The organism is Okeania sp. SIO2C9 (genome assembly GCF_010672455.1).
GTDB lineage: Bacteria > Cyanobacteriota > Cyanobacteriia > Cyanobacteriales > Microcoleaceae > Okeania.
Window position 1 is genome coordinate 15,432 of record NZ_JAAHGO010000077.1, and the last position, 26,739, is coordinate 42,170.

A 26,739-nucleotide genomic window follows, 5' to 3' on the forward strand; every position below is an offset into this window, starting at 1 on the left:
ATGTTAACTTGTAAATATAACTAAAACTTGTTTAAAGTAAAAACTTTTCAATAGACTATGGCACAAATTCTTGATCCCTTACCATCTAACAGTTCAAATCAAATTCTTTGCTGCTACGTTAATGCAACAAGTCAAATCCAAATTGCGAGAATTAGTAATGTACCGAATTGGTATTTTGAAAGGGTTGTATTTCCAGGCCAGCGTTTAGTTTTTGAAGCTGTTACAGGCGCTTCTATGGAAATTCATACAGGCATGGTGGCAAGTTCTATACTATCTGATACAGTACCCTGCGATCGCCTACAAATAAATCAAGGCCCTTATTCCTCTATTTCTAAAACTGAACAGGGTATACCAAAATTAGTTAGTTTACCTCAAAGACGGAAAACTCCTGCAAAACCAGCAGCAGTTCTAAGCGCAGTGGATTAATTTAATTTAGAAGTGTCGAGGATATATCAACTGAGTCACAATTATTCCATCAGAAAAAAGTTGATGTCTTAGATAATTAATACTCCCAACCAATGCAGTTATTTTGTATTTTTGTATTCAAAGGGATGTTAGAGAGGAAATGGGTTTATACCTGTTTCCTCTAAAGTTTTTAATGAACAAATAATAAGTATCTTAAATTAAAAATATTTAGTTAAGAAAAAATGTCTCAAAATCAAGACTCAGAAATTTTTGTATTTAGAATTTCTCCTCTGATTAAAATAACCCTTTTAAGTTTGTATGTGGCATTGACTATACCTCTACCTTTTCTATCTCAAGTCACAAATGCGCCAGTACCTCCTATGATTTTAGGAGCGGGACTAGCACTAGGAGCAGTAGCATTATACGCAGCTTTAACAGAACGAGTAATTATTGATGACCAAGGAATTCAGGTATCTTATCCAGTCTGGGTGCCAGACCTGTTTCGCAAAGGTTGGTATTTGCCTTGGGCAGAAATAAAAGCTCTCAAACCCCGGACTACAGGTCAGGGAGGTTTAGTATATTACTTTGTAAGTAATTCTGAAAAAGGTTATTTGTTGCCCATGCGAATAGTGGGTTTTGCCAAGTTAGTGAGAATAGTTGAGGCCAAGACAGGTATAGATACTACTGATGTACGTCCTTTATCACAGCCTTGGATGTATTTGATTTTATTCGGTTGTACGATATTGTTACTATTAGTAGATGCCTGGACTATTTCCAACGCGATCGCTATTTCCTCTTGAAGAAGGAAGAAGGAAGAAGGAAGAAGGAAGAAGGAAGAAGGAAGAGGGAAGAACCGAAGGACTAAAAAAGTGCATGGGATAGTATTTTACAAGGAAGAACCGAATTTTTGTTTATAGGTATCTTTTATCTCCCCACACTCCCCACCCTCCCCACACCTCCCACACTCTCTATCAGTGCAGGGTATTAAACTCATCAAGAATTAAAGAGAAAACATGGGACAGCAACAGCCTCAACTATATTTAGACCGAGTAAGTTTGACCGCTCCAGTTAGCTCTCAGTATTTACTGAAAGATATTTCTTTTGCTGTAGAAAAAGGTGCTAGGGTGGCGATGGTAGGTGCTTCTGGAGCAGGGAAAACGTCTCTATTGCGATTATTAAATCGACTAAACTCCCCAACTTCTGGTTCTATATATTTAGAGAACCATGAGTATAGCAAGATTCCTGTTACTCAACTACGACAACAAGTAACAATGGTTTTACAGGAATCAAAACTTTTAGGAATGTCTGTAGCAGAAGCGATCGCTTATCCTTTAAAACTCAGAGGAATAAGGCCACCTGAAATTCAGCAAAGATGTGAATATTGGATACAGCAGTTGCATATTCCTCCCGACTGGTTATCCAGGTCAGAATTACAACTTTCAGTGGGGCAAAAACAGTTAGTAGCGATCGCTCGTGGTGTTGTAATTCAACCTAAAATTCTATTATTGGATGAACCTACCTCAGCTCTAGATGTTGGTACAGCAGATCGAGTTATAGAAGTGTTGAAAACATTAACAGATAGTGGGGTAACGCTTATTATGGTTAACCATCAAATAGATTTAGCTCAACAGTTTTGTACACAATTGTTACATTTACAGCAAGGAGAATTAATTGAAGACTCTCCTAGTAGTAAAGTTGATTGGGTTAATTTACGCCATAGTATGATTCAGGCACAAAGACAAATACAAGAAGCTGAAGAATGGAGCTAGTTTAGTATTAGGGAAAGTAGGGGAGTAGGGGAGATTAAAGGCTTGAATTCAACAATTAATAATTAATAATTACCTCTCCTTGAAAAGAAGAGGATTGACTCAAAGGATAAATTTTCTTCACAGGAGTCGATTGGATATGGCGCAGGTTTCCTCGCCATCCCATCCTAACGGACTGCTCCGCAAACGACCGCTTATTATCCCCTTAAAAGGGGAGGCGCATACCCACAAATTTTCGGTAATTATAGAGCTATAAACATATATTATATGACCGGATTCTATAGAACCCCTAAGCGTATCTTCATAAATATTAAATTTTTCTAGCTAGGAGACAGGAGACAGGAGACAGGAGACAGGAGGGAAGAGGGAAGAGGGAAGATGTGGGGAGAAATAATACAAAAAATTCAACACTCTTTTTCAGATTTTTCCTCACTCATTGATGGGCGAAAAGACTTGGCTACCATAATTATATAGCTATCAAATGGGTTCTATATAAGATATGAAATTTAACTTTGGGTAAATTTTCAGCCAAAACATTAGTACAAATTATACCTATTTCTTTAACTATATCTTTGACACTCCACGGGATAAATCCGCGTGGATTCGTGACTAGGAGTTGTAAATTGGGTTAAAACCTCGATTTTCACATTGCTCGCAACAACCACATTGCCAGTACCGTACCGTAGTACGTATACAGCAGCAGTCCACTAGGCGGTGTCAATTGCCACTACTCTCTCCAGCCAAAAGACCATTGAGGCTACTTTTTAAGTTTAAGGTTAATTATAACACATTTTTTGACTACGGATTAAAATCCGTCGAGTCGTTTCCATCCACCGCTTAAAAGACGGTGGTTTCCCACTTACCGAAATTTTACGATGATTAGCAACCGAAAAACTCCTTTCTAGCTACTGACTTCTGTATGGACGTTAACGATAGTTGTGCCCTAGCAAACGGCGGTTCGCCCCTAATGACTCCTGTGAAATCATACATTTATTCAGCAACACCGTATTAAGCAGGTGTAACTTTTTGAGGTTGTCTATCAAAAATTTTGAAAGAGGACTCCCGTTATAACCGTGCTGATTTAACGGCGATTCGGTATTTCAAAGTGCTAAGTTAATTGAGGGGTTGCAAATTAAGGAAGCATCAGTTATGGTGATTAATAGCCGTGGGGCACAGGGTTAAATAAAAGCGCACCGCCTGCCCTAAGGTTTCCGAGGGCGTAAAGACGGGGCAATAAAGCTTGTGGAGATGGTTTTACGGGGGCACAACTCAACTTGTTTGATTTGTTACCTAGTTAAGAATCTGCGAAACAAGAATCTCCCGTTACAATCTTTGATTTAACGGTGAGAGTGTCAAAGCTCTTATAATTCTTTTCCCATGTATTTATAGTTAAGATTTCTCGATTGAACCTATATCCTACATTCCTAACTGTCTGAATTAGACTAGGTTGGCGAGGGTCAATTTCGATTTTTTTTCGCAGAGATAGTACATGGGTATCTATGGTACGAGGATTATCTATAGAGTCTGGCCATGCTCTGTGTAGTAATTGTGAGCGAGTTAGGGGTATTCCCCCTGATTGAGCTAAGACATAAAGGAGACTAAATTCTTGTGGAGTTAAATCAATTAAACTGCCGTTCAATTTAACTCTACGATGTACTAAATCAATAATCAAATCACCATAATCTAGACTGATAGGTGGGCTAGAACTAATACTCCTCTGGCGACGTAGTAGTGCTTCTACTCTGGCCATAAATTCTTGCATACCAAAAGGTTTGGTGAGATAGTCATCTGCTCCAGATTTTAATCCTGCAACAATATCTGCTTCAGTTGTTTGCGAGGATAGCATAAAAATTAAGGACTGTTGATGTTGCTGAACCCACTGACAAAATTCTAGACTATTTTCATCAGTTAGGTCAGCTTCCATAATCACTAGATTTGGGCAATGACTATGTATTAATTTCTTGGCATGATGAATATTGGCTGACTGATGTACCAAGTGGTTTGTTTGCTGCAAATGCCAACCAAGCAGCGATCGCAAACGCGGATTTCCTTCTACAATTAGAATACAAGCAGCTCCCACTTAATTCCTACTGGCTTTCCCTAAAATTAGCTACTACTAATTTAGCATAAAGTCTAGTAAGAGTTTTGTAACATAGATAACTTTCAACAATTAATTATTAATTATTAATTAATAATTACCTCTCCTTGAAAAGAAGAGGATTGACTAAAAAGAAAAAATTTTCTTCTCTTGGTCGATTGGATATGGCGAGGTCTCGGAGCCATATCCAATCGACCGCTTTTTTCTCCTTTAAAGGAGAGGATTTTTACCTTAATTATTCGGTAACGAGTGGAGTAGGGGGAAAGAATTGATAATTTCTGTGCGATAGTTGATTTTATTTTTGATTATTGCAGATGTCTAATGGTAAATTAATTATTGGCCTTACTATCTAGCGTCTATCACCTGTATTCCAGACAAAATTTTCTCTAATTCTTTATATTTTGCACAACTAAAATTAAAGTGGTTAGTGTATTCAACATTTTAATATATCACATATTTTATTTTTTTTCCAACTCAATATTTTTGAATTTATTTTGAAAATTAGCGGAAAGTACAATAAATCTATTGTAGAAATAAGATGGACTGGTAATCAATAGATTTATAAGTCTACTAAAGAGTTGAGAGGATTGAGGAAATTGTTTTAAAATTAAAAGTAGCAAAAAGATATAGTCAAAAAAATGTTCAGCTATAAGTGTTCCTGTAATGTGTAATACCAACTTTATAGTTAATTAACACTAATCTAAAAAAAAACACTCTTTAGTTGCACCAAAAATAAAATTACATTAACCTAAAGACTAGGTTTTAACTGAAAATATAACCATTAATTCTGAGAATAAAAAGGTCATGTTAACCGACGCTCTAACAATTCGCCACTATCAAAAACTCACTGACGCCCTCGTCGAAATGTGGAACCGTGGTTACCGCTATGAGGAGATGCGTATATATTTAGATGGCTACCTAGCATCTTTGAGAATATCAAAAGCGATCGAACCATTTTTAATCAATAGATTGGAGGAAGAAACAACTCGCTACATATACGACCCTTCAAATTTTGAAATGCCAGCATTACAAACTGAAACTGAAATAGATTATTACTAAATTACAGCAGTTGGAATCTAAAAATGAAGGGTATTGAATAACGCCCTTCATTCTTTTTTTTAATAGTTTTAGAGTGACAAATGCAGAGTCTCTAAGAGGCTAAAGCAACTGCTACCTTTTGCTCTAGTTCTTCTTTATTGTTATTGAACATATCAATTATCACATCAGAGCCACCGATAAATTCGCCACTAATGTAAACCTGGGGAATTGTTGGCCAGTGAGAATATTCCTTAATTCCTTGACGAATTTCTGGATCTTCTAACACATCAAAAGTTTCATAGGTAGCTCCTAAAATGTTCAATACTTGTACAACATTATTAGAGAAACCACACTGAGGCATCAATTTATTACCCTTCATAAAAACCATAATTTTATTCTGAGTAACTAAGTTATCAATTTTTGCTTTCAATTCTGGAGTTAGAGTCATAGCTATTTCCTCAAATAGATAGATGATAGATGGTCATCAAAGCATTCAGCATTTAGCTAATAACAACTTATGGCTGATATCCTTAACTAAATAGCCGAGTGCTGTTTGATTTATAGATACTATTAATTTGCCTGATATATTGGGGCAAATTATCAGAGTTAATCAATTATGGCTAATATAACCAAATAATCCTGTCTGCCTTGTAACTCAAAAGCAAAAATTAAGAAGTTTGTCCTGCAGCTTCCCACTCTTGAGGAGTATAAGTTTTTAGAGCCAAAGCATGGATAGCTTCAGAAGCCATAGGTTCTTGTACAGCAGCATAAACCATTTGATGTTGTTTAACTCGAGTTTTTCCTTCAAACTGAGACGAAACAACAGTAGCTTGTAAGTGGTCGCCACCTCCGGTTAAATCTTGGACTTGTACTTGAGCATCTGGCAATTCAGCTTTAATCATTAATTCAACTTCTTCTAGATTCATTATTCTTCACCTGTAAAGTTACTGTTATTCTACATAATTAAAATTAACTATTCGAGAGGGTTTGGGGGAGCGATAAGTCCCGCTCCATAATCTACGATTTAGAGTCGGGATACATAGACTTCCCCAAGCTGGTTTGATCCGGTCAACCCCGGTAAAATCAGCAATTACCGGACTTATTTTTTTGTGGTAGAATTGCTTGTATGTTGATTTTGAACTACACTTATCGAATTTATCCTGATGAAAAACAAGTCGAGTTATTGAATGAATGGCTCGAAACTTGTCGAGTGGCATACAATTATGCACTTCGGGAACTCAAGGATTGGATTGCTTCTAGAAACTGTCCAATAGATAGGTGTAGCTTGGATTCAGAATACATCATGAGTGCTGATTATCCCTTTCCTGGATATCAGCAGCAGCAAAACAAGCTTCCTCAAGCCAAAAAAGAGTTTCCTAGACTCAAGGTAGAAAAGCAACACAATCATATTGGATTCAAACGTAAGGACCACAAAGGCACATCTCAAACCTGTCCAAATTGTCGGATTGAGGTAAGAAAAGAACTTTCTGAGAGATGGCATAGCTGTCCAGAATGCAAATATGAGGTAGATAGAGACGTAGCTTCGGCCCAAGAAATCTGCAACCGAGGCTATGAAATGCTTAGTACCCAGGGTCTCTGGGGGAAAGAAATTGGCTGTCAAGTCGGGCTGTCGGGGGCTTTTTACCTAGATAAGTGGCGTAGGGCAGCAATGTCTAACAGCGATGTTGGAAGCCCGCGCTGTACCTCTTAGAGGTCAGCGCCGGGAATGTCACGAGACTGGGATGAGTTAGGAGGTTGGTCCTCTCCAGAGGATCTAGGATAGGGAATATCAACAAATCCTAATTCTAGTAATTGTTGGTAGGCTTTTTTTCCTAGATCCCGAGTAGGTTGCTGAGAACTGATAATTTGAACAAGTAATGGTACTGCTAATTCAGGTTGGTTTTGCGCCCGGTGGACTAAAGCTAATTGATAAGTGGCCTGGTCTCTCATTTGAGCAGTGTCCAATGCTTTGGTACGTTGGTCATCTGCCAGACGATTATCAATACCAGAAAAACTAGCAGCTAATTGACTATAGAAATTAGAAAGTTGATTAAATATTTGACGAGCTTCTTGAAGTTTCTGACTAGCTAAATCATAATTCTCTGAGGCAATGGCATTGTCAGCTTCACTCATTAAACGTTGTCCTCCCTGAAGACTGAGAAGACTATTTTGTTCATTTAAAGGACGAACATTTTCGGGTTGTGTGGGTTGTATTGGAACTGGAGAAGAAGGAAGGTTTTCTGGGTCTGTGGAGTTTTCTGGTGGAACTTGAATCAGAATTTCTTGCTCTGCGGAATTTTCAGATTGAGCATTAAGTGGTTGTTGTAAAAGAATGAAAGCTGCCGTAATTGAGAGAGTAAAGCCGAATTTGGAGCGAATTAAAGGAATAGGTTGAGTAAATATCATAATTATTTAGTGGGTTTGTATAAATAAAAAACTATCATAAATGTTGAAAGAGGACTCCCGTTATAATCGCGATATTTAACGGTGAAAGTGTCAATTTTTAGATATAATATAATTTTTTCAAAAAAAAAGCGCTGTGCGCAGCTCATCTGGCAATAGGCAACAGCGGTCAGACCCCGCGACGACGCCATTTCGCTTGCGGAATGCTGACTCCTGTGAGGCAACAGGGGGAATAAAAAGCCGTTTGCGCAAGCATTCCGTAGGTATCATATAAGAGTTTAGCTATTGGACACCTCCTGTAATTTGTAAATAGGGCTTGCTGATTAAATCTAAAAACATTGATAGATAAAGGTTTTAGCTGTTTTAGGTTGAAAAAAGTGCCTGGTTTTCAGCTCTTTATTCTCAAAAAGGAGCGTATTTTAGGCGCATAGTTGAGCGGAAAAATTATTCTTACAATTCTTGCTTCTACCTCCTCGCTCATCCCCATTTCTCCTGTCTTCCCCTCCTGGGAGGGGGAGGGGCGAGGGGTGGGTTGTCTCCTGCTTCCTGTCTCCTACCCCTACTAAAAGACTAGTGAAGCGCAAACCCTAAATATGCCAGCGCATATTGCTATATATGGTTTTGAAGAGGGTTGTAGGTTTTAGGTTTTAGGTTAATTTTTCAAAATAGAGAATTAAAAAGTGTTTCGGTCTGGAAATGCTGTTTGCGGAGCATTCCGGAACGGAAAATGCTGATAGTTAGTTAAACTCTAATCAATTGTGGACACTGTAGGTAACGATAATATATTGTTATCTTTTCCTTTATGGATTTAATACCTCAAGGTCTACATGGTGTCTACAAGTTTTTTGGGTTGTATCCACTTTTCCCTTCTTCCCTCTTCCTTCTTCCTTCTTCTTTCTTCCTTCTTCCCTCTTCCTTCTTCCTTCTTCCCTCTTCCCTCTTCCTTCTTCCTTCTTCAAAAGAATGGTGGTAGTTGCCATAATTGGGGTTGAAATTCTGTTAAGGAATTAAGAATTTGATGGGCGGAATAAAATAAGGTTTTATCCATGTCAGGATCGGGTACAACTACTACGGACATTCCTGCTGTTAAGGCAGCTTCCATTCCTGCTAAAGAGTCTTCAAATACTAAACAATTTTTGGGAGAAGCACCTAATTTTTCGGCAGCTATTAAGAAAATATCTGGTGCTGGTTTTCCATGTTTAAGATTAGGGTCATCTCCTACAACAATATAATTAAATAATTGGAACCATTCTTGATGATTTTTTGTTTTTAAATTAAATGGTTCCTTGGAAGAACTGGTAGCTACAGCTTGAGGTATTTTATTTTGATATAAATGTTGGGTAAGATGAACTGCACCTGGCATTGGTTTTGCTTTAGGAAAGCGTTGATATGTGAGGGTATTTCTTTGTTGAAGATAATCTTCGGGAGTGACGGGTAGTTCTAATAATTCTACAATTGCTTTGGCAGAATCAATTGATTTTCTACCAGTAATTTTGCACTTAGTTTGTTTGTCGAAAATTTTGCCATAACGACTGGTAACTTCTGAATTTACCTGAGCATGAATTGATTCTGTATCTAGAAGTAAACCGTCTAAGTCATAAATAACATTAGTGATTTTTGGGAAATTATTCATCGTTTTTTGATAATTATAATTAATTAGTTATACTGTTTTTATGAATTTTTACTATAAATACTTAGGGTATTTTGAGTATTCAATAATTTAGAATTTAGAATTAAGAATTTAGAATTACCTCTTCTTTTCAAGGAGAGGATTGGGTTAAAAGGAATTTTTTTCTTCACAGGAGTCGATTGGATATGGCGAGGTCTCCTCGCCATCCCTCGACCGCTTTTTCCTCGATGAATGGAGAGGCTTTATACCTTAATTTTTCGGTAAGTAGTCAGTAGCCAGGAGAAGTAAAATCTATCTTTATAGTTAAATAGATATTAAAATAATTTATACTAAATTTATATGAAGTTGTACATAATAGTATCTTAAATCAAATTTTTTATAGATAAAAACACAGTGCTGTTTCATTCTAAACTGTGCAATTTTCTGTATTGAGGAAACCACGTTATTTCAAGCTTGAATAAATTTATCTTTCGCTGTCTGAAAATCAATAAATTTATTACCAAAATCTAGAGTGAAATGACACTGATAAAAACAGACAAGTTAATAAATTTCATAACTCTGTACAGCCTCACATGAAATTTATATTATACCATTTCTCAAAAACTTTTATACATTTTATTTAGTAGGGGAGTAGGGGAGAAGTAAACATAATAATAATTAACATTAAATTTACTAAAATCAACAAAAAATTTATTATATATAAGTTAATTACTTAATAACTGAAGTTTCACCTAAATATAGCATTACTTTTAGGAATTAGTATTAGATATTCAAACAAAAAATCAAGTAAAAAAAATAATCAAAGATTTTTCAGTAGAAGAATAATTGTGGATATTAATTTTCTATAAGGTAGTGGTTGATTATAATTGTATAGCTAGTGGGAGCATCTTGCTCCCATTTCAGGTTTTGTTTTTCTCCACCTATACCTACCATTACAGTGTATTTCATATTAGTGAGGTAAACCAGTCGCGGGCAAGATGCCCGCAGTACAAACGCTTTACCATTCTTATGTGTACCTCATTTACCTTCAATCTGCTGTAAAGCTGTAGAAATACCAAAGCTAAATATAGCGATCGGGAATGATTTATATGAGAATTCTATTGCTTTAATATTTCCCATTCCCTTTTCCTTTTTCCCTAAAAACCTAATATATTTCACAACTAAAATAAAATTGCTATAGAAATCAAATCTAATAATATCAGGACTTACGCAGAGACTCTACATATTAGAGAGGGCGAATACCATTTGCGTTCCGCAAAGCTCCGAATCGCGCCCCTACAAATGGTGCTTGAAAAGTTAATTTGCGTAAGTCCTGAATATTTGAATTTTCTTATTATTAAAAGTGGTTGATTGAGAGTAATTTAGTCATAATTAATTGTGTTGATGAATTTATTTTTAACAATTAATCTAGGAAAATATAGCCGAAAAACTATCATTTACTTTCTCCGACTTACCGAAAGATTGTGGTTTAAAGCCTCCCCTTTTAAGGGGATAATAAGCGGTCGTTTGCGGAGCAGTCCGTTAGGATGGGATGGCGAGGTCTCCTCGCTATATCCAATCGACCAAGAGAAGAAAAAATTTCCTTTGAGTCAATCCTCTTCTTTTCAAGGAGATGTAATTATTCATTATTCATTATTCATTATTAATTGTTGAATGCCTGTTAATAAATTTAGTTATTGAGTTATATCAAGGGTAAATTTCCTCTTTTAAATTAACAGAAAAATTTATTATAGCCCTACGCAAATAGGGCGCGGACATTCCTCTATTCCTTGTTCCCTTGCAACTAAAATTTATTGTCAAATACCAAAAGACGTAGGGCTATAGTTATTAATTGTCAATATAGAAATTTCCCAGAAGTGTAAGGTACAAAATTCGTAATTTTTAGGGAGTAGGGAGTAGAAAAGAAGAAAAAAACTGTACCTCAGTAACTTGAGAAACACTATATTGCTAAATTATCTATAGTTTGATAAATTATCTGAGTAAAGTGTTTTAAATCTGGAGTTTTAAAACCAACAACTTTAGCTTGGTCATCCCAAATTCTTAGTTTTACTGCATCTTTTGCATAGGGTTGATGAATAAATTGAGCAGCAGCATCAGAAGAAAATACTCCTCCTTGTAATTCTAAACTTTGTTTAGAAGCTGGTGATAAAGTTGAAAAATAGTTAGGTTTTGTTGCACAAAGATAACGTTTGGCTTCAACATGAAGGCGAATTGGTTCTGTTACAGCTTCTCCAAATAAATGTTTTAAATATTTGATACTACGATATTCGTGATGGTCGTTAATACCTTTGTTTGCAGCATCTTCTCCTAAGTCGTGAATTAGATGTCCTAAGTCGTGAAATAAGCAAGCCACAATTAGTTCATTATTGGCTTTTTCTGTTTCTGCTAAAGTAGCACATTGGAGAGCGTGTTCTAGTTGACTAATAGATTCTTGATTATATTGAATATGACCTTTTGAGGAAAGAATTTGAATGATTGTTTTTATATCGGGTTTCATTTTCATTGTGTATTCAGAAGTGATAAAAAATCATACCAAATATCAAAAGTATTGCTACATATCTTTGAGGGTTAGGGAGTAGGGAGTAGGGTTCAAAGAAATAGAATATTTTGGTTTAATACCGGGAATCTTTACAAACATTACTTAACCATTATTATGACTTAATAACTGAAGTTTTAATGAAGTATAGCATTATTTTGGGGAATTGGTATAATTAGTTATTAGGGGTTAATTAAAACAGATTTACTGTTGACTTGATAATTTTAGTAAATGAAATTTTACCATTATTTGATGGTGTTTTTTAGGGTTATATATTTCAGTAAAATCATGGCTTTTTTTAAGCATTAACTAGATTTTTTGACTAGGGTTAAAATTTACCAGAGTAACCTTCATACTAAGTTTTAAAATTTTGTTAAGGGAAATTAGCCCACAAATTTTTACAGCCTAAAATACCTGATTGATTTGACTATTTAATTTTGGCAAAATTTCCGTGAAGTAAGACTAAGAAAAATCCTCCCTTCTGTAAAATCAACAGTTTAAGCAACACGACCTAAAATACCTGATTGATTTGACATTTAATTTTAGCAAAATTTCCGTGAAATAAGACTTAAAAAAATCCTCCCTTCTGTAAAATCAACAGTTTAAGCAACACGACGGCCATTAACGATCGTTGAAGTTAAATGGGGGACTATACCATCATCATGTACCGTAATTATATCGGCACGTTTGCCAACTTCTAAACTTCCTCTATCGTGAGATAAATTAATAGTTTTAGCCGGATTAATTGTAATTAATTTCATCGCTTCATATAAAGGTTTACCAATTTTCTGACTAATAATAAAAATAGATTGTAATAAACTCCGAGGTACATAATCTGAAGAAATTACATCTACTAAATTTTGCTCTACCAATTCCATTGCAGATACATTTCCAGAATGAGAACCTCCTAATACTAAATTCGGCGCTCCCATCAATACTTGTAATCCAGAATTATGAGCTTCTTTTGCTGCTTCTAAAGTAGTTGGAAATTCTGCTAAAACTGCTCCATTTTCTAAAGCTTCTTGCACATGACTTATTGTTGCATCATCGTGAGAAGCTAGAGAGATTCCATTTTGTTTTGCTAATTCAACTAATGCTTGACGATTTTTAGGAGCATATTGTTGTTGAGTTTCCTGACGATGGGCAATAAATTTATTCATTTCTACTTCGCTAATTCCATACTTACCCATGTAATATTCTTTATATTTTTCCACACTCACAAATTGTCTTTGACCAGGAGTATGATCCATCAAAGACATGAGAGAAAGAAACGGATTCTTTGCATATTTTTCTGCAGCAGTAAATATATCTTCAAAGGAAATTTCACAACGTAAATGTAGCCGATGATCTGTAAGAAGTCTACCTGTTTTTTGCCCCTCAAAAATAGCTTCAATCATTTCACCAAAACGCTTAACTCGGACAGAATTAGGTTTAATATCTCCAATGGCGATCGCGTCACAAACTGTTGTAATTCCAGAAGTAATTAAGTCTCGGTCGTGGTAAGATACTGCTGCTGCTAAAGGCCATTTTACAGCAGGGCGAGGAGACATACATTTTTCTAGGTTATCTGTATGAAGTTCTATTAATCCAGGCATTAAATATTCTCCTTGACCATCTTGACCAATATTAACTATTCCTGGCTGAATTTCGGCTATTTTTCCATCACGAACTATTAGAGTACCAATAGTTTCTTGGTCTGGTAATTGTAGGCGATAGTTTGTGTAAATTTGTTCGTTCATATTTATTTAATCAAAAGTTAATCTTAAATTAACTAATTGGAATTTTGAGTTTCTCTATAGTAACCTCTATTTCTGTTAAAATACAGGAGCAGTTTTGAAAGATTGATTTATATGATAGTACATATAGTTTTATTTAAGTGGCATCCAGATACTTCAGCAGAAAATATTGCCTCGGTTATGTCTGCTTTGAAAGGAATGAAAGGGAAAGTCCCGGAAATAATTGATATATCTTGTGGGAATAATTTCTCGGAACTTTCTCAAGGTTTTCAAAATGGTTTAGTAGTGAAATTTAAGGATAAAGCTGATCTTGATGCTTATGCAAAAAACGCCTATCATCAAGAAATTATCAAGACTTTGATTAAGCCAATTTTGGCAGATAAAATTACTATTGATTATGAAGTTTAACTTTAAGCATTTCCTACGGAATGCTGCGCAAACAGGTATCAGCTATCAGCCATCAGCTATTAACTTAATTGTCCTTGAAGGAGGAATCAAAATTGAAAGATTTAACAGAATTAAAGGCGTTGCACAGCGACGAATGATTTGAGATTTTTGATTGAATTGGATTGTGGATTAATCAATTGCTAGAATCATTAATATTAAGTTTTTTTAGTCAAAGTCTAAACTAATTTTTGGCAATATCATTCCATAATGTGCAATCCCAAATTAAAAGTATAAAATAAATAAGCTACTTGCTCACGACTCAATATTACTCAAATCCTCAAACTACTAATTCCTGTTAACGTAGTTCCTCCGGAGGAGGAAAACTGACTGCTAATGGCTGAATGCTTATGTTTAACTCTCTTAATTCCTGGGGGGGAAGAGAATTCAATAATTGATAATTGATAATGGATAATTGATAATTAACTCTCCCTAAAAGAAAGAGGATTGAATAAAGGAAAATTTTTTCTCTCTTGGTCGATGGTCGGACAGCGAGGACACCTCGCCATCCCACCCTTCGGGAAGCTGCGAAGAGAGAACTCCGTTCCGCTGTCGCGTTTCGCGTCAGCGTTGCGAAGCAAACGACCGCTTGTTTCTCCTTTAAAGGAGAGGCTTTAAACCTTAATTATTCAGTAAAAATATGGCAAAAAGCAGAGGGTTAATTAAGGTTAATTATTGATATTCTATAGTTCCTAATGTTCCATAAGCTCTAACTTTCTTTTGCGATAAAATATAAAACTTTCAACCTTCTCATTTTTTTCTTTTTCTAGATGTTGTTTTTAAGAAAAACTACCCAATAGTCAAAAAATGATACTGTTCAATGAAAAATGTTTTAAATTCACTATTTGGTCTGGAAAATTGTTTAAGTTTCATTGTAATAATTTCCTGCGGAATTCTGCGCAAACAGCTATTAGCTGTTAGTTCGAGCGCAATAAAACTTTCCTCTGAAGGAAGTGTTTAAATGAATATAGACTTTAACCTCAAAATAACCTGCTTTTGTAAGATTTAATTATCACTGGATTCTGGCTTAATAATACTCCTTAATATGTAAGCATTTCCTGCGGAATGCTGCACAAACAGCCATAAGCAGTCAGCTCTCAGCTTTTTAATTAATCAAGCAACCATCGGCTTAATTTCATAATACATTTTCAACTAATTATTGGAAATCTCTCAATTACTTTTTCCTCCTTTAAAGGTAATAAAAAAAGCTGATAGCTGATGGCTGATAGCTGAATGCTTACCTGAATATAGGGTTTAATAAAGCTCAAAAGCAATAGCTGATAGCTGACAGCTGAATGCTTACGTTTCATTAGACATATTCAAAAATTAAAATAAAATCAATTATCGTACATAAATAAAATAATCAATTATTTCCCCTTACTTTGTACGGACGTTCCATGCAACATCCGTCCTCTTTTATGGAGACATATATTAGTTAAATTCCAAACATAATTTCTCTGGTACAAAGTCTTCGTTTTACTTCTTCATCATGGAAAATGCCGATTAAACCACAGCCATTAACTAGGCGTTTTTCTAAAAGTTCAATTACTACTTGACGATTGACAGAATCTAGAGCTGATGTTGGTTCATCTAATAATAAAATTGGATAATCAACTGTTAAGCTTCTGGCTAGATTAATTCGTTGTTTTTCACCTCCAGAAAAAGTAGTAGGAGAAAGATGCCAAAGACGTTTTGGTAAATTCAATATTTCAAATAATTCTGCCACTTTTTGATAGGCTACTTTTGGCTGAATTCCTAATTCTAATAAAGGCTCTGCTGCTACTTCTAAAGCTGGTACACGAGGAATTACTCGTAAAAATTGACTAACATAACCAATAGTATTTTTTCGTACTTCTAATATTTGATGGGGTGCTAATTTAGGAAGATCGACCCAGGTAGATTTATGTTTGATTAAAACCGAACCTTTATCGACTCGATAGTTACCGTAAAGACAACGCATAAATGTAGATTTTCCCGAACCAGACTTACCGGATAAAGCAATACATTCTCCTGCTGTTAAACTGAGAGAAATATTTTTTAATACCGATAATTTTACTCCACCTTGGTTGTGTAAAGTAAAGCTCTTTTCTAATGCTTCTGCTTTTAATAATAAAGAGTTTTCTGGGAAAGTATTTTCTGGCTGATTATTTGCTGTTAGTAGTTGAGTAGTCATAAATAATTTCTCATATTTGAGTACCGTGAAATGCTAATGCTGAAAAATTTGTTTCCCTGAGATTGGGTAATACTAATTTGAAAAAAGAATGTTACGAATAATAAGAGCTAATTAAAATACTTTATCAGAGATACCTCATGGACTAAAAAGATAAATTCAGACCTAAAAACTGCCATTAAAGCCATTCCCATATGACTCCTGACTCCTAAGAAATATCCTAGCTATTTGTAGCAAACATTTATCAATTTGGTATGATACCATTTCTCAAAAACTTTTCTACATTTTATTGAGTAGGGGAGTGGGGGAGTGAGGGAGTTGAGGAGAAGTAAACATCATAATTCAACTACTTTATAGTTTTTTTGATTGTCATATTGCTGAAACAAATAAAGGGATGAGATTTTTTTCCTCATTCCTTTACTTGTGCTTTGAGTGGTCAATAAATTTAAACCACACTATTTTCTAGCTGATGATTAGTTATTAGGGTTTGAGTAGTCATCAATAATTTCTTATCTCTAACTCAGGTGAGATACTAATGCTGAAAAATTTGCTTCTCACCATGTTGGGTCAACTCAAAAGAGGCTAGATAATTTGATAATTCCTTAGTCAATATTCAACTACTGTATAGTTGTTTTTAATTTTCATATTGCTGAAAAAACAAAGGGATGAGAATTTTTTCCTCATTCCTTTACTTGTGCTTTGAGTAGTCAATAAATTTCAACCACACTATTTTCTAGCTGATGATTAGTTATTAGGATTTGAGTAGTCATCAATAATTTCTTATCTCTAACTCAGGTGAGATACTAATGCTGAAAAATTTGCTTCTCACCATGTTGGGTCAACTCAAAAGAGGCTAGATAATTTGATAATTCCTTAGTCAATATTCAACTACTGTATAGTTGTTTTTAATTTTCATATTGCTGAAACAAGTAAAGGGATGAGAATTTTTTCCTCATTCCTTTACTTGTGCTTTGAGTAGTCATCAAGAATTTTTCATCTCTAAGTCAGGTAAGATACTAATGCTGAAAAATTTGTTTCTCATAAGTTGGGTAAACTCAAAAAATTTAACAAATATAGCAATAGGTAAAAGTCAAATTTTGGTAGAAGTCAGGAATAGGCAAAAGAAAAGGTGCACATCAGACAAACCAGGACAAAAAAAGATGTAATTTTGACAAAAGTCATAATTTTTTTTCTTCGCTCTTTCTGCCTTAAGATTATGTCCGTTGGCGCGGGTTTGTGTAAACTAAAGCGTGAATATATACAGGAAATTAAAGTTTTTTTCTTGCTCTTAAACCTTTCTGCCTTTTCCCTTTTCCCTCTTCCTTGCCTTTGCTGAAAAATTTGTTTCTCATAAGTTGGGTAAACTCAAAAAATTTAACATATATAGTAATAGGTAAAAGTCAAATTTTGGCAGAAGTCAGGAATAGGCTAAAGAAAAGGTGCACATCAGAAACCTTCCTGCCTCTTCCCTCTTCCTTCCTGCCTCTTCCCTCTTCCTTCTTACTTCTTACTTCTTCCTTACCAAAAAATGAGGGTATGTGCCTCCCCTTTTAAGGGGATGAAAAAAATATTTAGTTCAGTATTTCAAGCCTCCGACTTCAGTCGGAGGTTCACTGATAACTGATAACTGATAACTGATAACTGAAATGACCTTCACGCTGACAATAATGATACTACCGGACATGATATAACTCATGGAATTAATGTTGAACTAACTAATTTTTGAGTATAAGAATGTTGAGGGTCATCTAATACTTGGTCAGTCAAACCAGACTCAACAATTTGCCCATTTTTCATTACTAATAAACGGTGAGCAAGTAGTCTAATTACCCCTAAATCATGGGTAACTAAAATTACACTTAAATTGAGAGTTCGCACCAGAGAACGAATTAAATCTAATAAACGAGCTTGTACCGAAACATCTAAACCTCCAGTAGGTTCATCCATTAATATCAACCTCGGTTTTGTGACTAAAACACGAGCTAGTTGTAAACGTTGTTGCATCCCTCCAGAAAACATTTTTGGTAAGTCATCTATTCTATTAATATCTATTTCTACTTGGCTTAACCAATAAGCTGCTTCTTCCCGAATTTTTCCATAATTTTTTACTCCTATATTCATTAAACGTTCGCCAATATTTGCTCCGGCAGTTACGTTCATTCGCAAACCATCGCGAGGATTTTGTTGAACAAACCCCCATTCATTTCGCCTTAATAAACAACGATGGGTTTCTGATAGTTTTGGCAGTGTTAATACTTCTCCGTTAGAAGTAGTATAAGTTATATTTCCCTCTTCAATTGGTATATATCCTCCAATAGCATTTAATAAAGTAGATTTACCTGAACCTGATTCTCCTACTATTCCTAAAACTTGGGCAGGATAGAGATTAAAAGAAACACAGTCACAAGCTTTTATATTCCTATAAAACTTACTCAATTTTTCAACATTTAATAATGGTTCCATAATTCACCATGATTTAGTTTTAATTTGGCTTTTATACTTCTTTTTTATCTGGACTTTTGGGTTTAATACCAATTTGATAAATTTTTGCTACAAATAGCTAGGATATTTTTTAGGAGTCAGTTCTCAGGAGTCAGGAGTCATGAGTCAGAATGAATGGCTTTAATACCAGTTTTTAGGTTTGAATTTATCTTTTTCGTCCAAGAGACATCTCTGATAAAATATTTTAATTGCCCCTATTATTCGTAACATTCTTTTTTCAAATTGATATAATACCCCGCCGTCTACACGGTGCTTACAATTGGTTGGTGTTATCAGAAACGAAGTGGCCTGTCAAAGACTATCCCCATCCACTTTTTCCTCCTTCCTTCTTGCTTCTTTCTTCTTCCTTCTTCAAGTGGCGCGTCAAAGACTATCCCCATTCACTTTTTCCTTTTTCCTTCTTCCTTCTTCCTTTTTCCTTCTTCCTTCTTCAAGTTTTATTTGCTGTTGATGACAATAATCTGTATCAGAACAGACCCACATTTTATTTCCTAGATCGTCTATCAAAATTTCATCCAAAAAACTTTCTGTAGAACCGCAAAATTCACAAGCTTTCTCCCATCTTTCTACAGTAAAAGGATAGTCTTCAAAATCTAAACTTTTCACCTGAGTATAAGGAGGTATTGCATAAATTCGCTTTTCTCTTCCCGCACCAAAAAGTTGCAAAGCAGGTAAATAATTCATTTTAGGATTATCAAATCGTGGGATAGGAGTCGGACTCATTATATAACGGTCATTTACCATTACTGGATAATCATGGGTCGTAGCAAAATCTCCTAATCTCGTAATATCTTCATACAATTTTACATACATTGCTCCATAATCTTTTAAAGCGTGCATTTTTCTAGTTTCTTTTTCAGAGGGTTCTAACCATCTCAATGGTTCCGGGATAGGCACTTGATAAACAATAATTTGACCTTCCTGAAGTGGAGTTTCTGGAATCCGATGGCGGGTTTGAATAATTGTTGCTTCTGTAGTTTTTTCTGTTGTTTCTATTCCACAAACTTTCACAAAAAAACGACGAATATTCACTGCATTTGTTGTATCATCCGCTCCTTGGTCAATTACTTTAAAAATGTCTTTTTTTCCAATGATTGAAGCTGTAACTTGAATGCCACCCGTACCCCATCCATAAGACATTGGCATTTCTCTGGAACCGAAAGGTATTTGATGACCAGGAATAGCGACTGCTTTAAGTAAAGCACGGCGAATAGAACGTTTTGTTTGTTCGTCTAAATAGGCAAAGTTAAAACCTTTTTCTGGTGAGTTATTTACTTTGCTATTTGTGCTTTCTAGATTTTGGTTATTTAACATATGCAGAATTTACATTAATAGGGAATAGTTCATTAATGGATAATGGATAATGGATAATTACCTCGGGTTTTAACCGTTACGGAATTGAATATCAGGAAATATTATTAATTATTAATTTTTCGGTAATAGGGAATAGAAATTCGTAGCAAACATTTATCAAACTGTTACTAGGAGTCAGGAGTCAGGAGTCAGGAGTCAGAATAAATAACTTAAATATCAGGTGGTAGTGTATTGTAATGGTCGTACATTGTCATTATTTTTGTTACGAGAAAAGTGGGAGCATCTTGCTCCCGTGCCTGGTATTCCTTTATGTTGTTGGCTATATTTATAACCCAAATTTTAAGACTAGGAAATAAAATTAGGTAATTAATTTTGCCTAAGCAATTAATTGTTAATAATTGGCGTTGCTGAATCAAGGGATGAATCTTTTTGGAACAGGTACATTTGATCTTTAATACTTCTAACTTCTTTTTTCTCCAAGACTACAATTCATCCCACAAATATGCAACGCCTAATAATTAATAATTAATTATTCATTATTCATTATTCATTATTCATTGTTGACCACCTACCACCTAATACCAAGAGTGAAAAAAGAATTCTTAACTTAGACGACACTTAAATTATCAACTAATTAATACCAGGGAGTCAAATTAGGTAATTAATTTTGCCTAAGCAATTAATTATTAATTATTAATTATTAATTATTAATTATTAAATGTGTTCCTTCCGCAGCTTTCTAATTAAATTTATTTCTGCTTGAAAATCAATATAATGAGGTAATTTTGAATGTTGTACAAACCCTTGAGCTTGAACATTATCTGAGTGATACAAAACAAACTCCGGGTCTTGAGCAGGTCCTTGTATTTCCTCCCCCAATTCTTTAGCTTGCATGGCACGGTCCACTAACGCCATTGACATTGCTTTACGCTCGTTATAGCCAAAAGTTAAACCATAACCACGGGTAAGTTGTGGTGCTGCTTCCTTACTACCTGTAAACATATTTACATTTTCAGCTTCAGTAATAGTAATCTCAGCGATCGCTATTTCAAAACCCAATTCTTCTGGACAAATAAAAACTTCTACTTCTCCCATTTTTATTTCTCCCGCGAAGGGATGGGTACGACCATAACCCCTCTGAGTTGAATACCCTAAACTAAGTAAAAAACCCTCATCTGCACGAGCTAAATTTTGTAATCTCGCGTCTCTTTCAGCAGGTAATTTTAGAGGTTTTCTTGTTAAGTCATAAGGTTGTTTGTCATCTTCTACTTTTTCCTCATAAACTAACCCTTCTTTTTCTAAAATATTCATTACCCTGGGAAAATTTTCATCTAAGTTTAAATTTTGGCTTTGAGGTGCAGTATAATTATTTCCTTCCGCAGCTAATTTAAAGTCTAATAGTCGATGAATATAATCAAAAGTTGGTCCTAAATATTGACCTCCGGGAATATCTTTAAATATTGCAGAAATTCGCCGTCGAATCTTCATTTTGCTAGTATCCAATGGTTGACTATAATAAAGTCTTGGTAAAGTAGTTCGATATGCTCTTAATAAAAATATTGCTTCAACTAAATCGCCCCATGATTGTTTAATTGCTAAAGCAGCTAAGTCTGCATCGTAAAGGGCGCCTTCGCACATTACTCTATCTACTGCCAGGGTAAGTTGTTGTTTAATTTGCTCTAAACTGAGTTCAGAAATATTGGGGTCTCCCCGTCGTAAAGCTTGCAATAGTGCTTCGGCATTTTTGATTGCTTCTTCTCCACCTTTTACTGCTACATAAGCCATGTTTTTTTACCTCAATTTTTGTCAGCTATCAGCTATCAGCTATCAGCTATCAGCTATTGCTTTTAGTTTAGGATAAAAGCTTTATTAATTGTCTTACTACAACAGTTGGCTCCCTTGCCATTAAAGTCTATTTTAATTTAAATACTGTCTTTAAGGAGAGAGTATTGTTGCGCTGATTTTGACAGTTAGTAGCTTAAGTTTAACCAATTTTTTTCTTTGATTTTGCCGTTTTTTTATAAGAATTAAGCAATCAGCATTCAGGACTTCAGCTATTAGTTTCATTACCTTTGATTTACAATTAAAGCTCGTCGTTATTGTGCTTCAATTTTCTAGTTGAAAATGTAGTATAAGTTAAGCGAATGCTTGCTTAATTCGTTAAAGATATAGCGTTTCTCAGTAAGTGTGAGATACACTCTTATCTTTACTTTACTGTTGCCTGTTGCCTGTTGCCTAGAATTTTGTACCTCACGCTTTTTGGGAATTGCTATATCAGAGCTAACTCTTAATAGCTGTTTACCGAATAATTAATAATTAATCATTAATCATTAAATAATTCGCGCCTTGAAGCCTCACCTTTTAAGGAAAAAAAAGCGGTCGTTTGCGGAGCAGTCCGTTAGGATGGGATGGCGAGGTCTCCTCGCCATATCCAATGGACAAAGAGAAGAAATAATATTTCCTTATATTCAATTCCGTAACGGTTTTAACCAGAGGTAATTATCAATTATCCATTATAAATTATCAATTAATGAAGCAGCATTACCCAGAAAATACTTAGGTTTTTACTAATCTACTTTTAGTTGTTCTTGGTAAACCAATGACTGTATTTTGAGCAAAGAAAAATATATCTATTCCCAGAGGATAATTATTACAATTAGTTTCCCATTCTAGCCAGAAAAAATCCGGTAATTTCGGGATTGAAATTGCTATTTCTTCTAAAATTCCCGGTCCTTTCAATATGACTTTATCCCCCGATTCTAAATTCGATCCTTGCACAAATAAAGTAGTTGAATTTTCTGGTTCTTCTGCTGTTCCATGATGAAAATTTGATAGGTTGGGAATAGTTTCAATATTCTTAATTACAGCAAAGTCAGCAATTTGATAATTGTCGGTAAAATGACAACCTGTGTGAAACAATAACCAAGCTTTTACATCTTGATGAAAATCTGAACTTAACCATACTTTTGTCTCCAAATCTAACATTGTTAAACAGGCAGCAGCACAAGCTATATTCAAGTCAGATGGTGGTGTCAAATTCGCATCTATTTGTTGCTGCTTTCCTGGATAAGATAAAGCATTTAGTAGATTGAGAAACGTTCTTTGAGAATCATGTACAATATCAGGCAATCCTGGTAGTTTAGTAATCATAAAAAAAAGTTTTAAGCTACAAGTACCTGTGACAATTACAACAGTTTTGGAGTCTTGGAGGTACAAAATTTTAGGACTTTAGGGAGTAGGGAGTAGGGACTAGGGACTAGGGAAAAAAAGATTAATCTTAAAACTGTACCTCATTATCCTAAAAAGTGCTGTAATTAAACATCTGCTGAAAAAGATATAGACTTTTTGTCAAAGTAGGAAACAAGGAACACCGGAACTGGGAAAATAAAAAAAATACGGAAAATGATTTTGTGAGTAACTTTTACAACTCTAGTTTTTAGTAAATAAAGGGCAAGTTTATTTTATGGAGATGTCTATTTATTATTACAAATACTACTATAGCGTTTCCCAAGGTCGTGAGGTACAGTTATCTTTTTGTCTTTTTATTCCCTGTTCCCTGTTCCCAGATCCGGTGTTCCCTCAAACCTAAAATTTTGTACCTCATAAGTATGGGAATTGCTATAATAATACACCTCATACAAAAATTGATTAATCTCCTCTTGCAATAGTAAAAAAATTAACTTTCGTAGCTTCTGTTTGTAGTTGTTGAATTTCCTTTTCTTGATTAACTTCTGCTTCAATAAATTCAAGAACAACAGACTTTACAACATCATGCCATTCAGGCAGTTGCATTAAACCATCGCACAGAGCAGCAAGTTCAGCATGACGATGCGATCGCCCTGGCACATAACCAAAACCCATAACATCCTCTATCTTGACTGCACAACGAGTAATAGTTATTTCCCCTAGATTAAATATTTGTCCCGTTCCACCAGCGCGGCCTCGTACCATTGTCAGACCTATTTCTGGTGGCCTTATAAAGTTGTATGCAGGTAATTTGCCTATCTCTGCAACTTTTGTCTCTAATTGCTTCAAATTAGATTTAGCTAAGGTTTTTATCCATCCCTGTCGCATTTCTGTTTGAATGTCCATAGATTGGTTTTCTAGTCCAATTAACCAGAGCAATATTTGTCTATACAAATTCTAATATATACAATAATATAATAGATATATACTTTTTATTCAAAAAAACTAACAGCTAGATTGCGATGGTCATTATGGCCAAAATATTAGTATTCAACAATCGAGTAAACGCCCATTTCTCAAATGTCTGGCAATTTAGGGGGTGGGGGGTTAAACCTCTATGACTAATACCAATTAACTTTAAAGATGTCACAAATAGTTTCAAAGCCAATACCTGAAATTACTGTGGCATCAAAGTTTCGAGTCTATAAAAATTAACTTTTGACTTTTGAGTTTTGAGTTTTAACTCATACTCCTGTGCCTATTGCCCTTGATAATTGTTGGCTGCTCCACAATATTTATCTAAACTAGAAAAATATTAAACATAAATATGTCTAAATATATTCAAGATGCCATGAGCCGTGAAGTATTACCAGTTTATACTCGAATTGCTGAAGAATTACGCCAAAATATTCATCAAGGAATTTATAAAGTAGGAGATAAGTTACCAACTGAAGCTCAACTGAGCGAATATTTTTCTGTTAACCGTCATACATTGCGTCGGGCGATCGCCATTCTCAAGACTGAAGGGTTAGTGAGAGTCGATCGAGGTCGTGGGACTTTTGTCGTTGGTACACCCATTAAGTATTTGATAGGTAAAAGGGTACGCTATAATCAAACTCTCATTGCCCAAGGCCAAAAGCCTAGTTTTAGATTACTGCAAGTGGTTGAAATACCTGCTGATGCTTCTATTGCTCAAGGATTAGAAGTAGAAGTAGGTACTCCTGTAGCTTTAATTGAACGTTTAGTATTTGCAGACGATCAACCTATTAATATTGCTAGTAGTCATTTTCCTTTAGATCGTTTTCCAGGAATTGTAGAGGAGGAAGCAATTGAATTTTTGCGAGAGAAAGGTTCAATTTCTCAGTTGTTAAGGGAAAAATATAATAGCGATCATATTCGTCGTACAACTCATGTTTATGCTCGTATAGTCAGACATGAAGATGCTTCTCTGTTGGAAGTTCCTCTGAATCATCCTATTTTGTTAGCAGAGTCAATCAATGTCAATCAGGATGGCAATATTATTGAATATGGGGTGACTAGATTTAGAGGTGATCGGATGGAGTTGGTCTTTGAAAATGAATGAGCTTGAATATTTAAGATTCTTGAGAAAAACCTGAATCTTTCTTGATTTTTTCCAGCTGTTCCCATAGTTCCTGAATCTGTAGATAAGCAGAGCTGATTGAAATTTTTCCTGATGTTTGTAAAGCACTGATATAACTTATTTTATGAGAAAATTCTTGTAATTTCGCATTGAAATTGATATTTGCTGGAGTTGCTTGCCCATAATAGCGACTTTGTGGATATAGAAATTCACCCTTTTTCATTTCAGCTTTTCCTTAGTTTATTTCAAAAATTTTAAATTTATTTTTTCTCTTAATATAAAGCATATTATATCAATTTTGATTTGCCAATGTTTAAAATCTTTAATTTTAGTTAATAGTTATTAACTTTTTGTCAAATAAATATACTTCTTTACCGAATAATTAAGGTTTAAAGCCTCTCACTCGCTGTGGAGAAACAAGCGGTCGAGGGATGGCGAGGTCTCCTCGCCATATCCAATCGACCAAGAGAGAAAAATTTTTCATGATTAGTCAATCCTATCCGTTTTCAAGGAGAGGTAATAATTAATTATTAATTATTAATAATTAATTATTAATTATTAATTGTTGAAAGTACTTTTACTCTTGGATTTAGTAGATATAATTGAAACTCCCCGCTAATCGCGAGACGGGGATTCTTAAGCAGTCCAAAATCGAACTCTTAAAGGCGTTGTCAATGCGCCTCTACAAAGCCTTCTTCCCTCTTCCTTCTTCCTTAAAAATCTGGTTTTTAATCATGAAGAAAGAAGAGCTGTACAAAATCATATTTTAGGAAAATTTTATACGACTCCTCTATGAATTATCAATATTCAAGTAAATTTGATATGATTACCCGATTAAATATTTTTCTGGTCTGAATTATTTTCAGGGTCTGTACCTATTCCTAAATTTTCCTTAGAATTTCTCAACTGTTTCCAAAGTTCTTTGATTTGCTCGTAAGCTTCTTCAGGAGAAATTTTTCCACCAGTTTCTAAACCGCAAATTATACTTACTCGTTGAGCAAATTCTTGCAGATTTGAATTAAATACCAAATTTTCTGGGGTAAAATTACCTTGATATCGACTGCGAGGATACAAAAAATCATCATCAATTGCCATAGTTTTTTCCTGATAAATATCCTAAAAGGGAAAAGGGAACAGGGAACAGGGAACAGAGAACAGGAAATATAAGAATAGTCCTACAAGTATACCTAACTATCCTCAAAAGTGCTGTAATTTCTATTCTCTATTGTTGATATCAAATCCTCTTAATTCGGCATAAAAAAATCTTCCATCTCCCCACACTCCCCACACTCCCCATCTCCCCATCTCTCCATCTCCCCACACTCCCCATCTCCCCATCTCCCCATCTCCCCACACTCCCCATCTCCCCCTCTCCCCATCTCCCCATCCCCCCACCTCCCCCTCTCCCCC

The 26,739-nt window shown here is 35.0% G+C and carries 24 protein-coding genes and 1 pseudogene; 8 read left to right on the forward strand and 17 right to left on the reverse strand.

Going from position 1 to position 26,739, the window contains the following annotated elements:
• Window positions 1–57: 57 nt before the first annotated feature.
• From F6K23_RS33125 to F6K23_RS33140, 4 genes are all read left to right on the forward strand, one after another.
• A complete protein-coding gene (locus F6K23_RS33125) occupies window positions 58–426 on the forward strand; it encodes a DUF1830 domain-containing protein (RefSeq protein WP_293164194.1) in 369 nt (122 codons plus the stop codon).
• Window positions 427–647: 221 nt separating this feature from the next.
• Window positions 648–1,205, forward strand: a complete 558-nt coding sequence (locus F6K23_RS33130) for a hypothetical protein (protein ID WP_124146780.1) — start codon at window positions 648–650, stop codon at window positions 1,203–1,205.
• Window positions 1,165–1,287, forward strand: coding sequence for a hypothetical protein (locus F6K23_RS33135; protein WP_293164197.1), 123 nt, complete (start codon window positions 1,165–1,167; stop codon window positions 1,285–1,287). The genes F6K23_RS33130 and F6K23_RS33135 overlap by 41 nt, the downstream gene beginning before the upstream one ends.
• A 131-nt stretch (window positions 1,288–1,418) precedes the next feature.
• Entirely contained in the window at window positions 1,419–2,174 is a 756-nt protein-coding gene (locus tag F6K23_RS33140; protein WP_293164200.1) for an ATP-binding cassette domain-containing protein, read from the forward strand.
• Between the two features lie 1,291 nt (window positions 2,175–3,465).
• Here the strand turns inward: F6K23_RS33140 and F6K23_RS33145 are convergent.
• Entirely contained in the window at window positions 3,466–4,251 is a 786-nt protein-coding gene (locus F6K23_RS33145; RefSeq protein WP_293164203.1) for a response regulator transcription factor, read from the reverse strand.
• An 822-nt stretch (window positions 4,252–5,073) separates the two neighbouring features.
• Between F6K23_RS33145 and F6K23_RS33150 the strand changes: the two genes are divergently transcribed.
• Window positions 5,074–5,328, forward strand: coding sequence for a DUF6761 family protein (locus F6K23_RS33150; RefSeq protein ID WP_287276112.1), 255 nt, complete (start codon window positions 5,074–5,076; stop codon window positions 5,326–5,328).
• A 91-nt stretch (window positions 5,329–5,419) separates the two neighbouring features.
• Here F6K23_RS33150 and grxD read toward each other — a convergent pair whose 3' ends face one another.
• Together grxD and F6K23_RS33160 are read right to left on the reverse strand one after the other, a co-directional pair.
• A complete protein-coding gene (gene grxD / locus F6K23_RS33155; protein WP_293164206.1) occupies window positions 5,420–5,755 on the reverse strand; it encodes a Grx4 family monothiol glutaredoxin in 336 nt (111 codons plus the stop codon).
• A 220-nt stretch (window positions 5,756–5,975) separates the two neighbouring features.
• Window positions 5,976–6,233, reverse strand: a complete 258-nt coding sequence (locus tag F6K23_RS33160) for a BolA family protein (RefSeq protein ID WP_293056207.1) — start codon at window positions 6,231–6,233, stop codon at window positions 5,976–5,978.
• 200 nt (window positions 6,234–6,433) lie between these two features.
• On the opposite strand from F6K23_RS33160, the gene F6K23_RS33165 reads away from it, so the two are divergent.
• A complete protein-coding gene (locus F6K23_RS33165; protein ID WP_293164209.1) occupies window positions 6,434–7,018 on the forward strand; it encodes a helix-turn-helix domain-containing protein in 585 nt (194 codons plus the stop codon).
• On the opposite strand, the gene F6K23_RS33170 is transcribed toward F6K23_RS33165, so the two are convergent.
• The 5 genes from F6K23_RS33170 to phnM all read right to left on the reverse strand — a co-directional run bounded on the left by F6K23_RS33170 (window position 7,015) and on the right by phnM (window position 13,615).
• Entirely contained in the window at window positions 7,015–7,713 is a 699-nt protein-coding gene (locus F6K23_RS33170; RefSeq protein WP_293164212.1) for a hypothetical protein, read from the reverse strand. The two genes, F6K23_RS33165 and F6K23_RS33170, sit on opposite strands and share 4 nt — an antisense overlap.
• Before the next feature lie 797 nt (window positions 7,714–8,510).
• Window positions 8,511–8,690, reverse strand: a complete 180-nt coding sequence (locus F6K23_RS33175) for a hypothetical protein (RefSeq protein ID WP_293164215.1) — start codon at window positions 8,688–8,690, stop codon at window positions 8,511–8,513.
• A complete protein-coding gene (locus F6K23_RS33180) occupies window positions 8,666–9,343 on the reverse strand; it encodes an HAD-IA family hydrolase (protein ID WP_293164218.1) in 678 nt (225 codons plus the stop codon). Before F6K23_RS33180 ends, F6K23_RS33175 begins: the two co-directional genes overlap by 25 nt.
• A gap of 1,936 nt (window positions 9,344–11,279) precedes the next feature.
• On the reverse strand, window positions 11,280–11,837 hold the full coding sequence (locus tag F6K23_RS33185; protein WP_293164221.1) for a phosphonate degradation HD-domain oxygenase: 558 nt from the start codon (window positions 11,835–11,837) through the stop codon (window positions 11,280–11,282).
• A gap of 641 nt (window positions 11,838–12,478) precedes the next feature.
• Window positions 12,479–13,615: a phosphonate metabolism protein PhnM gene (phnM, locus tag F6K23_RS33190; protein WP_293164223.1), complete on the reverse strand. Its 1,137-nt coding sequence runs from the start codon at window positions 13,613–13,615 to the stop codon at window positions 12,479–12,481.
• Between the two features lie 111 nt (window positions 13,616–13,726).
• Between phnM and F6K23_RS33195 the strand changes: the two genes are divergently transcribed.
• Window positions 13,727–14,020, forward strand: coding sequence for a Dabb family protein (locus F6K23_RS33195; protein WP_293164226.1), 294 nt, complete (start codon window positions 13,727–13,729; stop codon window positions 14,018–14,020).
• A gap of 1,471 nt (window positions 14,021–15,491) precedes the next feature.
• Here the strand turns inward: F6K23_RS33195 and phnL are convergent.
• From phnL to phnG, 6 genes are all read right to left on the reverse strand, one after another.
• A complete protein-coding gene (gene phnL, locus F6K23_RS33200) occupies window positions 15,492–16,229 on the reverse strand; it encodes a phosphonate C-P lyase system protein PhnL (protein ID WP_293164229.1) in 738 nt (245 codons plus the stop codon).
• A 1,689-nt stretch (window positions 16,230–17,918) separates the two neighbouring features.
• Window positions 17,919–18,689 (reverse strand): phosphonate C-P lyase system protein PhnK, encoded by a 771-nt coding sequence (gene phnK, locus F6K23_RS33205; protein WP_293164231.1) that lies wholly within the window; start codon window positions 18,687–18,689, stop codon window positions 17,919–17,921.
• Window positions 18,690–19,091: 402 nt separating this feature from the next.
• On the reverse strand, window positions 19,092–20,042 hold the full coding sequence (locus tag F6K23_RS33210; RefSeq protein WP_293164233.1) for an alpha-D-ribose 1-methylphosphonate 5-phosphate C-P-lyase PhnJ: 951 nt from the start codon (window positions 20,040–20,042) through the stop codon (window positions 19,092–19,094).
• A 714-nt stretch (window positions 20,043–20,756) separates the two neighbouring features.
• The gene (locus F6K23_RS33215) at window positions 20,757–21,827 is read right to left on the reverse strand and encodes a carbon-phosphorus lyase complex subunit PhnI (protein ID WP_293164235.1); all 1,071 of its coding nucleotides are present in this window, start codon (window positions 21,825–21,827) and stop codon (window positions 20,757–20,759) included.
• A gap of 771 nt (window positions 21,828–22,598) precedes the next feature.
• Entirely contained in the window at window positions 22,599–23,192 is a 594-nt protein-coding gene (phnH, locus tag F6K23_RS33220; RefSeq protein ID WP_293164238.1) for a phosphonate C-P lyase system protein PhnH, read from the reverse strand.
• 498 nt (window positions 23,193–23,690) lie between these two features.
• Window positions 23,691–24,134 carry a phosphonate C-P lyase system protein PhnG gene (phnG, locus tag F6K23_RS33225; RefSeq protein ID WP_293164241.1) on the reverse strand — a complete coding sequence of 148 codons (444 nt, stop codon included), beginning with the start codon at window positions 24,132–24,134 and terminating at the stop codon, window positions 23,691–23,693.
• Window positions 24,135–24,555: 421 nt separating this feature from the next.
• Between phnG and phnF the strand changes: the two genes are divergently transcribed.
• Window positions 24,556–25,311: a phosphonate metabolism transcriptional regulator PhnF gene (gene phnF / locus F6K23_RS33230; protein WP_293164244.1), complete on the forward strand. Its 756-nt coding sequence runs from the start codon at window positions 24,556–24,558 to the stop codon at window positions 25,309–25,311.
• Between the two features lie 10 nt (window positions 25,312–25,321).
• On the opposite strand, the gene F6K23_RS33235 is transcribed toward phnF, so the two are convergent.
• From F6K23_RS33235 to F6K23_RS33245, 3 genes and pseudogenes are all read right to left on the reverse strand, one after another.
• Window positions 25,322–25,552 (reverse strand): hypothetical protein, encoded by a 231-nt coding sequence (locus tag F6K23_RS33235; protein WP_293164245.1) that lies wholly within the window; start codon window positions 25,550–25,552, stop codon window positions 25,322–25,324.
• 611 nt (window positions 25,553–26,163) lie between these two features.
• Window positions 26,164–26,424, reverse strand: a complete 261-nt coding sequence (locus F6K23_RS33240) for a hypothetical protein (RefSeq protein WP_293164247.1) — start codon at window positions 26,422–26,424, stop codon at window positions 26,164–26,166.
• A 120-nt stretch (window positions 26,425–26,544) separates the two neighbouring features.
• Window positions 26,545–26,739 (reverse strand): annotated as a pseudogene (locus tag F6K23_RS33245) (hypothetical protein); the annotation flags it as partial.

Coding starts and splice junctions, on each gene's coding strand:
- F6K23_RS33125 (WP_293164194.1), top strand. CDS start 58: ATGGCACAAATTCTTGATCCCTTACCATCTAACAGTTCAAATCAAATT.
- F6K23_RS33130 (WP_124146780.1), top strand. CDS start 648: ATGTCTCAAAATCAAGACTCAGAAATTTTTGTATTTAGAATTTCTCCT.
- F6K23_RS33135 (WP_293164197.1), top strand. CDS start 1,165: ATGCCTGGACTATTTCCAACGCGATCGCTATTTCCTCTTGAAGAAGGA.
- F6K23_RS33140 (WP_293164200.1), top strand. CDS start 1,419: ATGGGACAGCAACAGCCTCAACTATATTTAGACCGAGTAAGTTTGACC.
- F6K23_RS33150 (WP_287276112.1), top strand. CDS start 5,074: ATGTTAACCGACGCTCTAACAATTCGCCACTATCAAAAACTCACTGAC.
- grxD (WP_293164206.1), bottom strand. CDS start 5,755: ATGACTCTAACTCCAGAATTGAAAGCAAAAATTGATAACTTAGTTACT.
- F6K23_RS33160 (WP_293056207.1), bottom strand. CDS start 6,233: ATGAATCTAGAAGAAGTTGAATTAATGATTAAAGCTGAATTGCCAGAT.
- F6K23_RS33165 (WP_293164209.1), top strand. CDS start 6,434: ATGTTGATTTTGAACTACACTTATCGAATTTATCCTGATGAAAAACAA.
- F6K23_RS33170 (WP_293164212.1), bottom strand. CDS start 7,713: ATGATATTTACTCAACCTATTCCTTTAATTCGCTCCAAATTCGGCTTT.
- F6K23_RS33175 (WP_293164215.1), bottom strand. CDS start 8,690: ATGGCAACTACCACCATTCTTTTGAAGAAGGAAGAAGGAAGAGGGAAG.
- F6K23_RS33180 (WP_293164218.1), bottom strand. CDS start 9,343: ATGAATAATTTCCCAAAAATCACTAATGTTATTTATGACTTAGACGGT.
- F6K23_RS33185 (WP_293164221.1), bottom strand. CDS start 11,837: ATGAAACCCGATATAAAAACAATCATTCAAATTCTTTCCTCAAAAGGT.
- phnM (WP_293164223.1), bottom strand. CDS start 13,615: ATGAACGAACAAATTTACACAAACTATCGCCTACAATTACCAGACCAA.
- F6K23_RS33195 (WP_293164226.1), top strand. CDS start 13,727: ATGATAGTACATATAGTTTTATTTAAGTGGCATCCAGATACTTCAGCA.
- phnL (WP_293164229.1), bottom strand. CDS start 16,229: ATGACTACTCAACTACTAACAGCAAATAATCAGCCAGAAAATACTTTC.
- phnK (WP_293164231.1), bottom strand. CDS start 18,689: ATGGAACCATTATTAAATGTTGAAAAATTGAGTAAGTTTTATAGGAAT.
- F6K23_RS33210 (WP_293164233.1), bottom strand. CDS start 20,042: ATGTTAAATAACCAAAATCTAGAAAGCACAAATAGCAAAGTAAATAAC.
- F6K23_RS33215 (WP_293164235.1), bottom strand. CDS start 21,827: ATGGCTTATGTAGCAGTAAAAGGTGGAGAAGAAGCAATCAAAAATGCC.
- phnH (WP_293164238.1), bottom strand. CDS start 23,192: ATGATTACTAAACTACCAGGATTGCCTGATATTGTACATGATTCTCAA.
- phnG (WP_293164241.1), bottom strand. CDS start 24,134: ATGGACATTCAAACAGAAATGCGACAGGGATGGATAAAAACCTTAGCT.
- phnF (WP_293164244.1), top strand. CDS start 24,556: ATGTCTAAATATATTCAAGATGCCATGAGCCGTGAAGTATTACCAGTT.
- F6K23_RS33235 (WP_293164245.1), bottom strand. CDS start 25,552: ATGAAAAAGGGTGAATTTCTATATCCACAAAGTCGCTATTATGGGCAA.
- F6K23_RS33240 (WP_293164247.1), bottom strand. CDS start 26,424: ATGGCAATTGATGATGATTTTTTGTATCCTCGCAGTCGATATCAAGGT.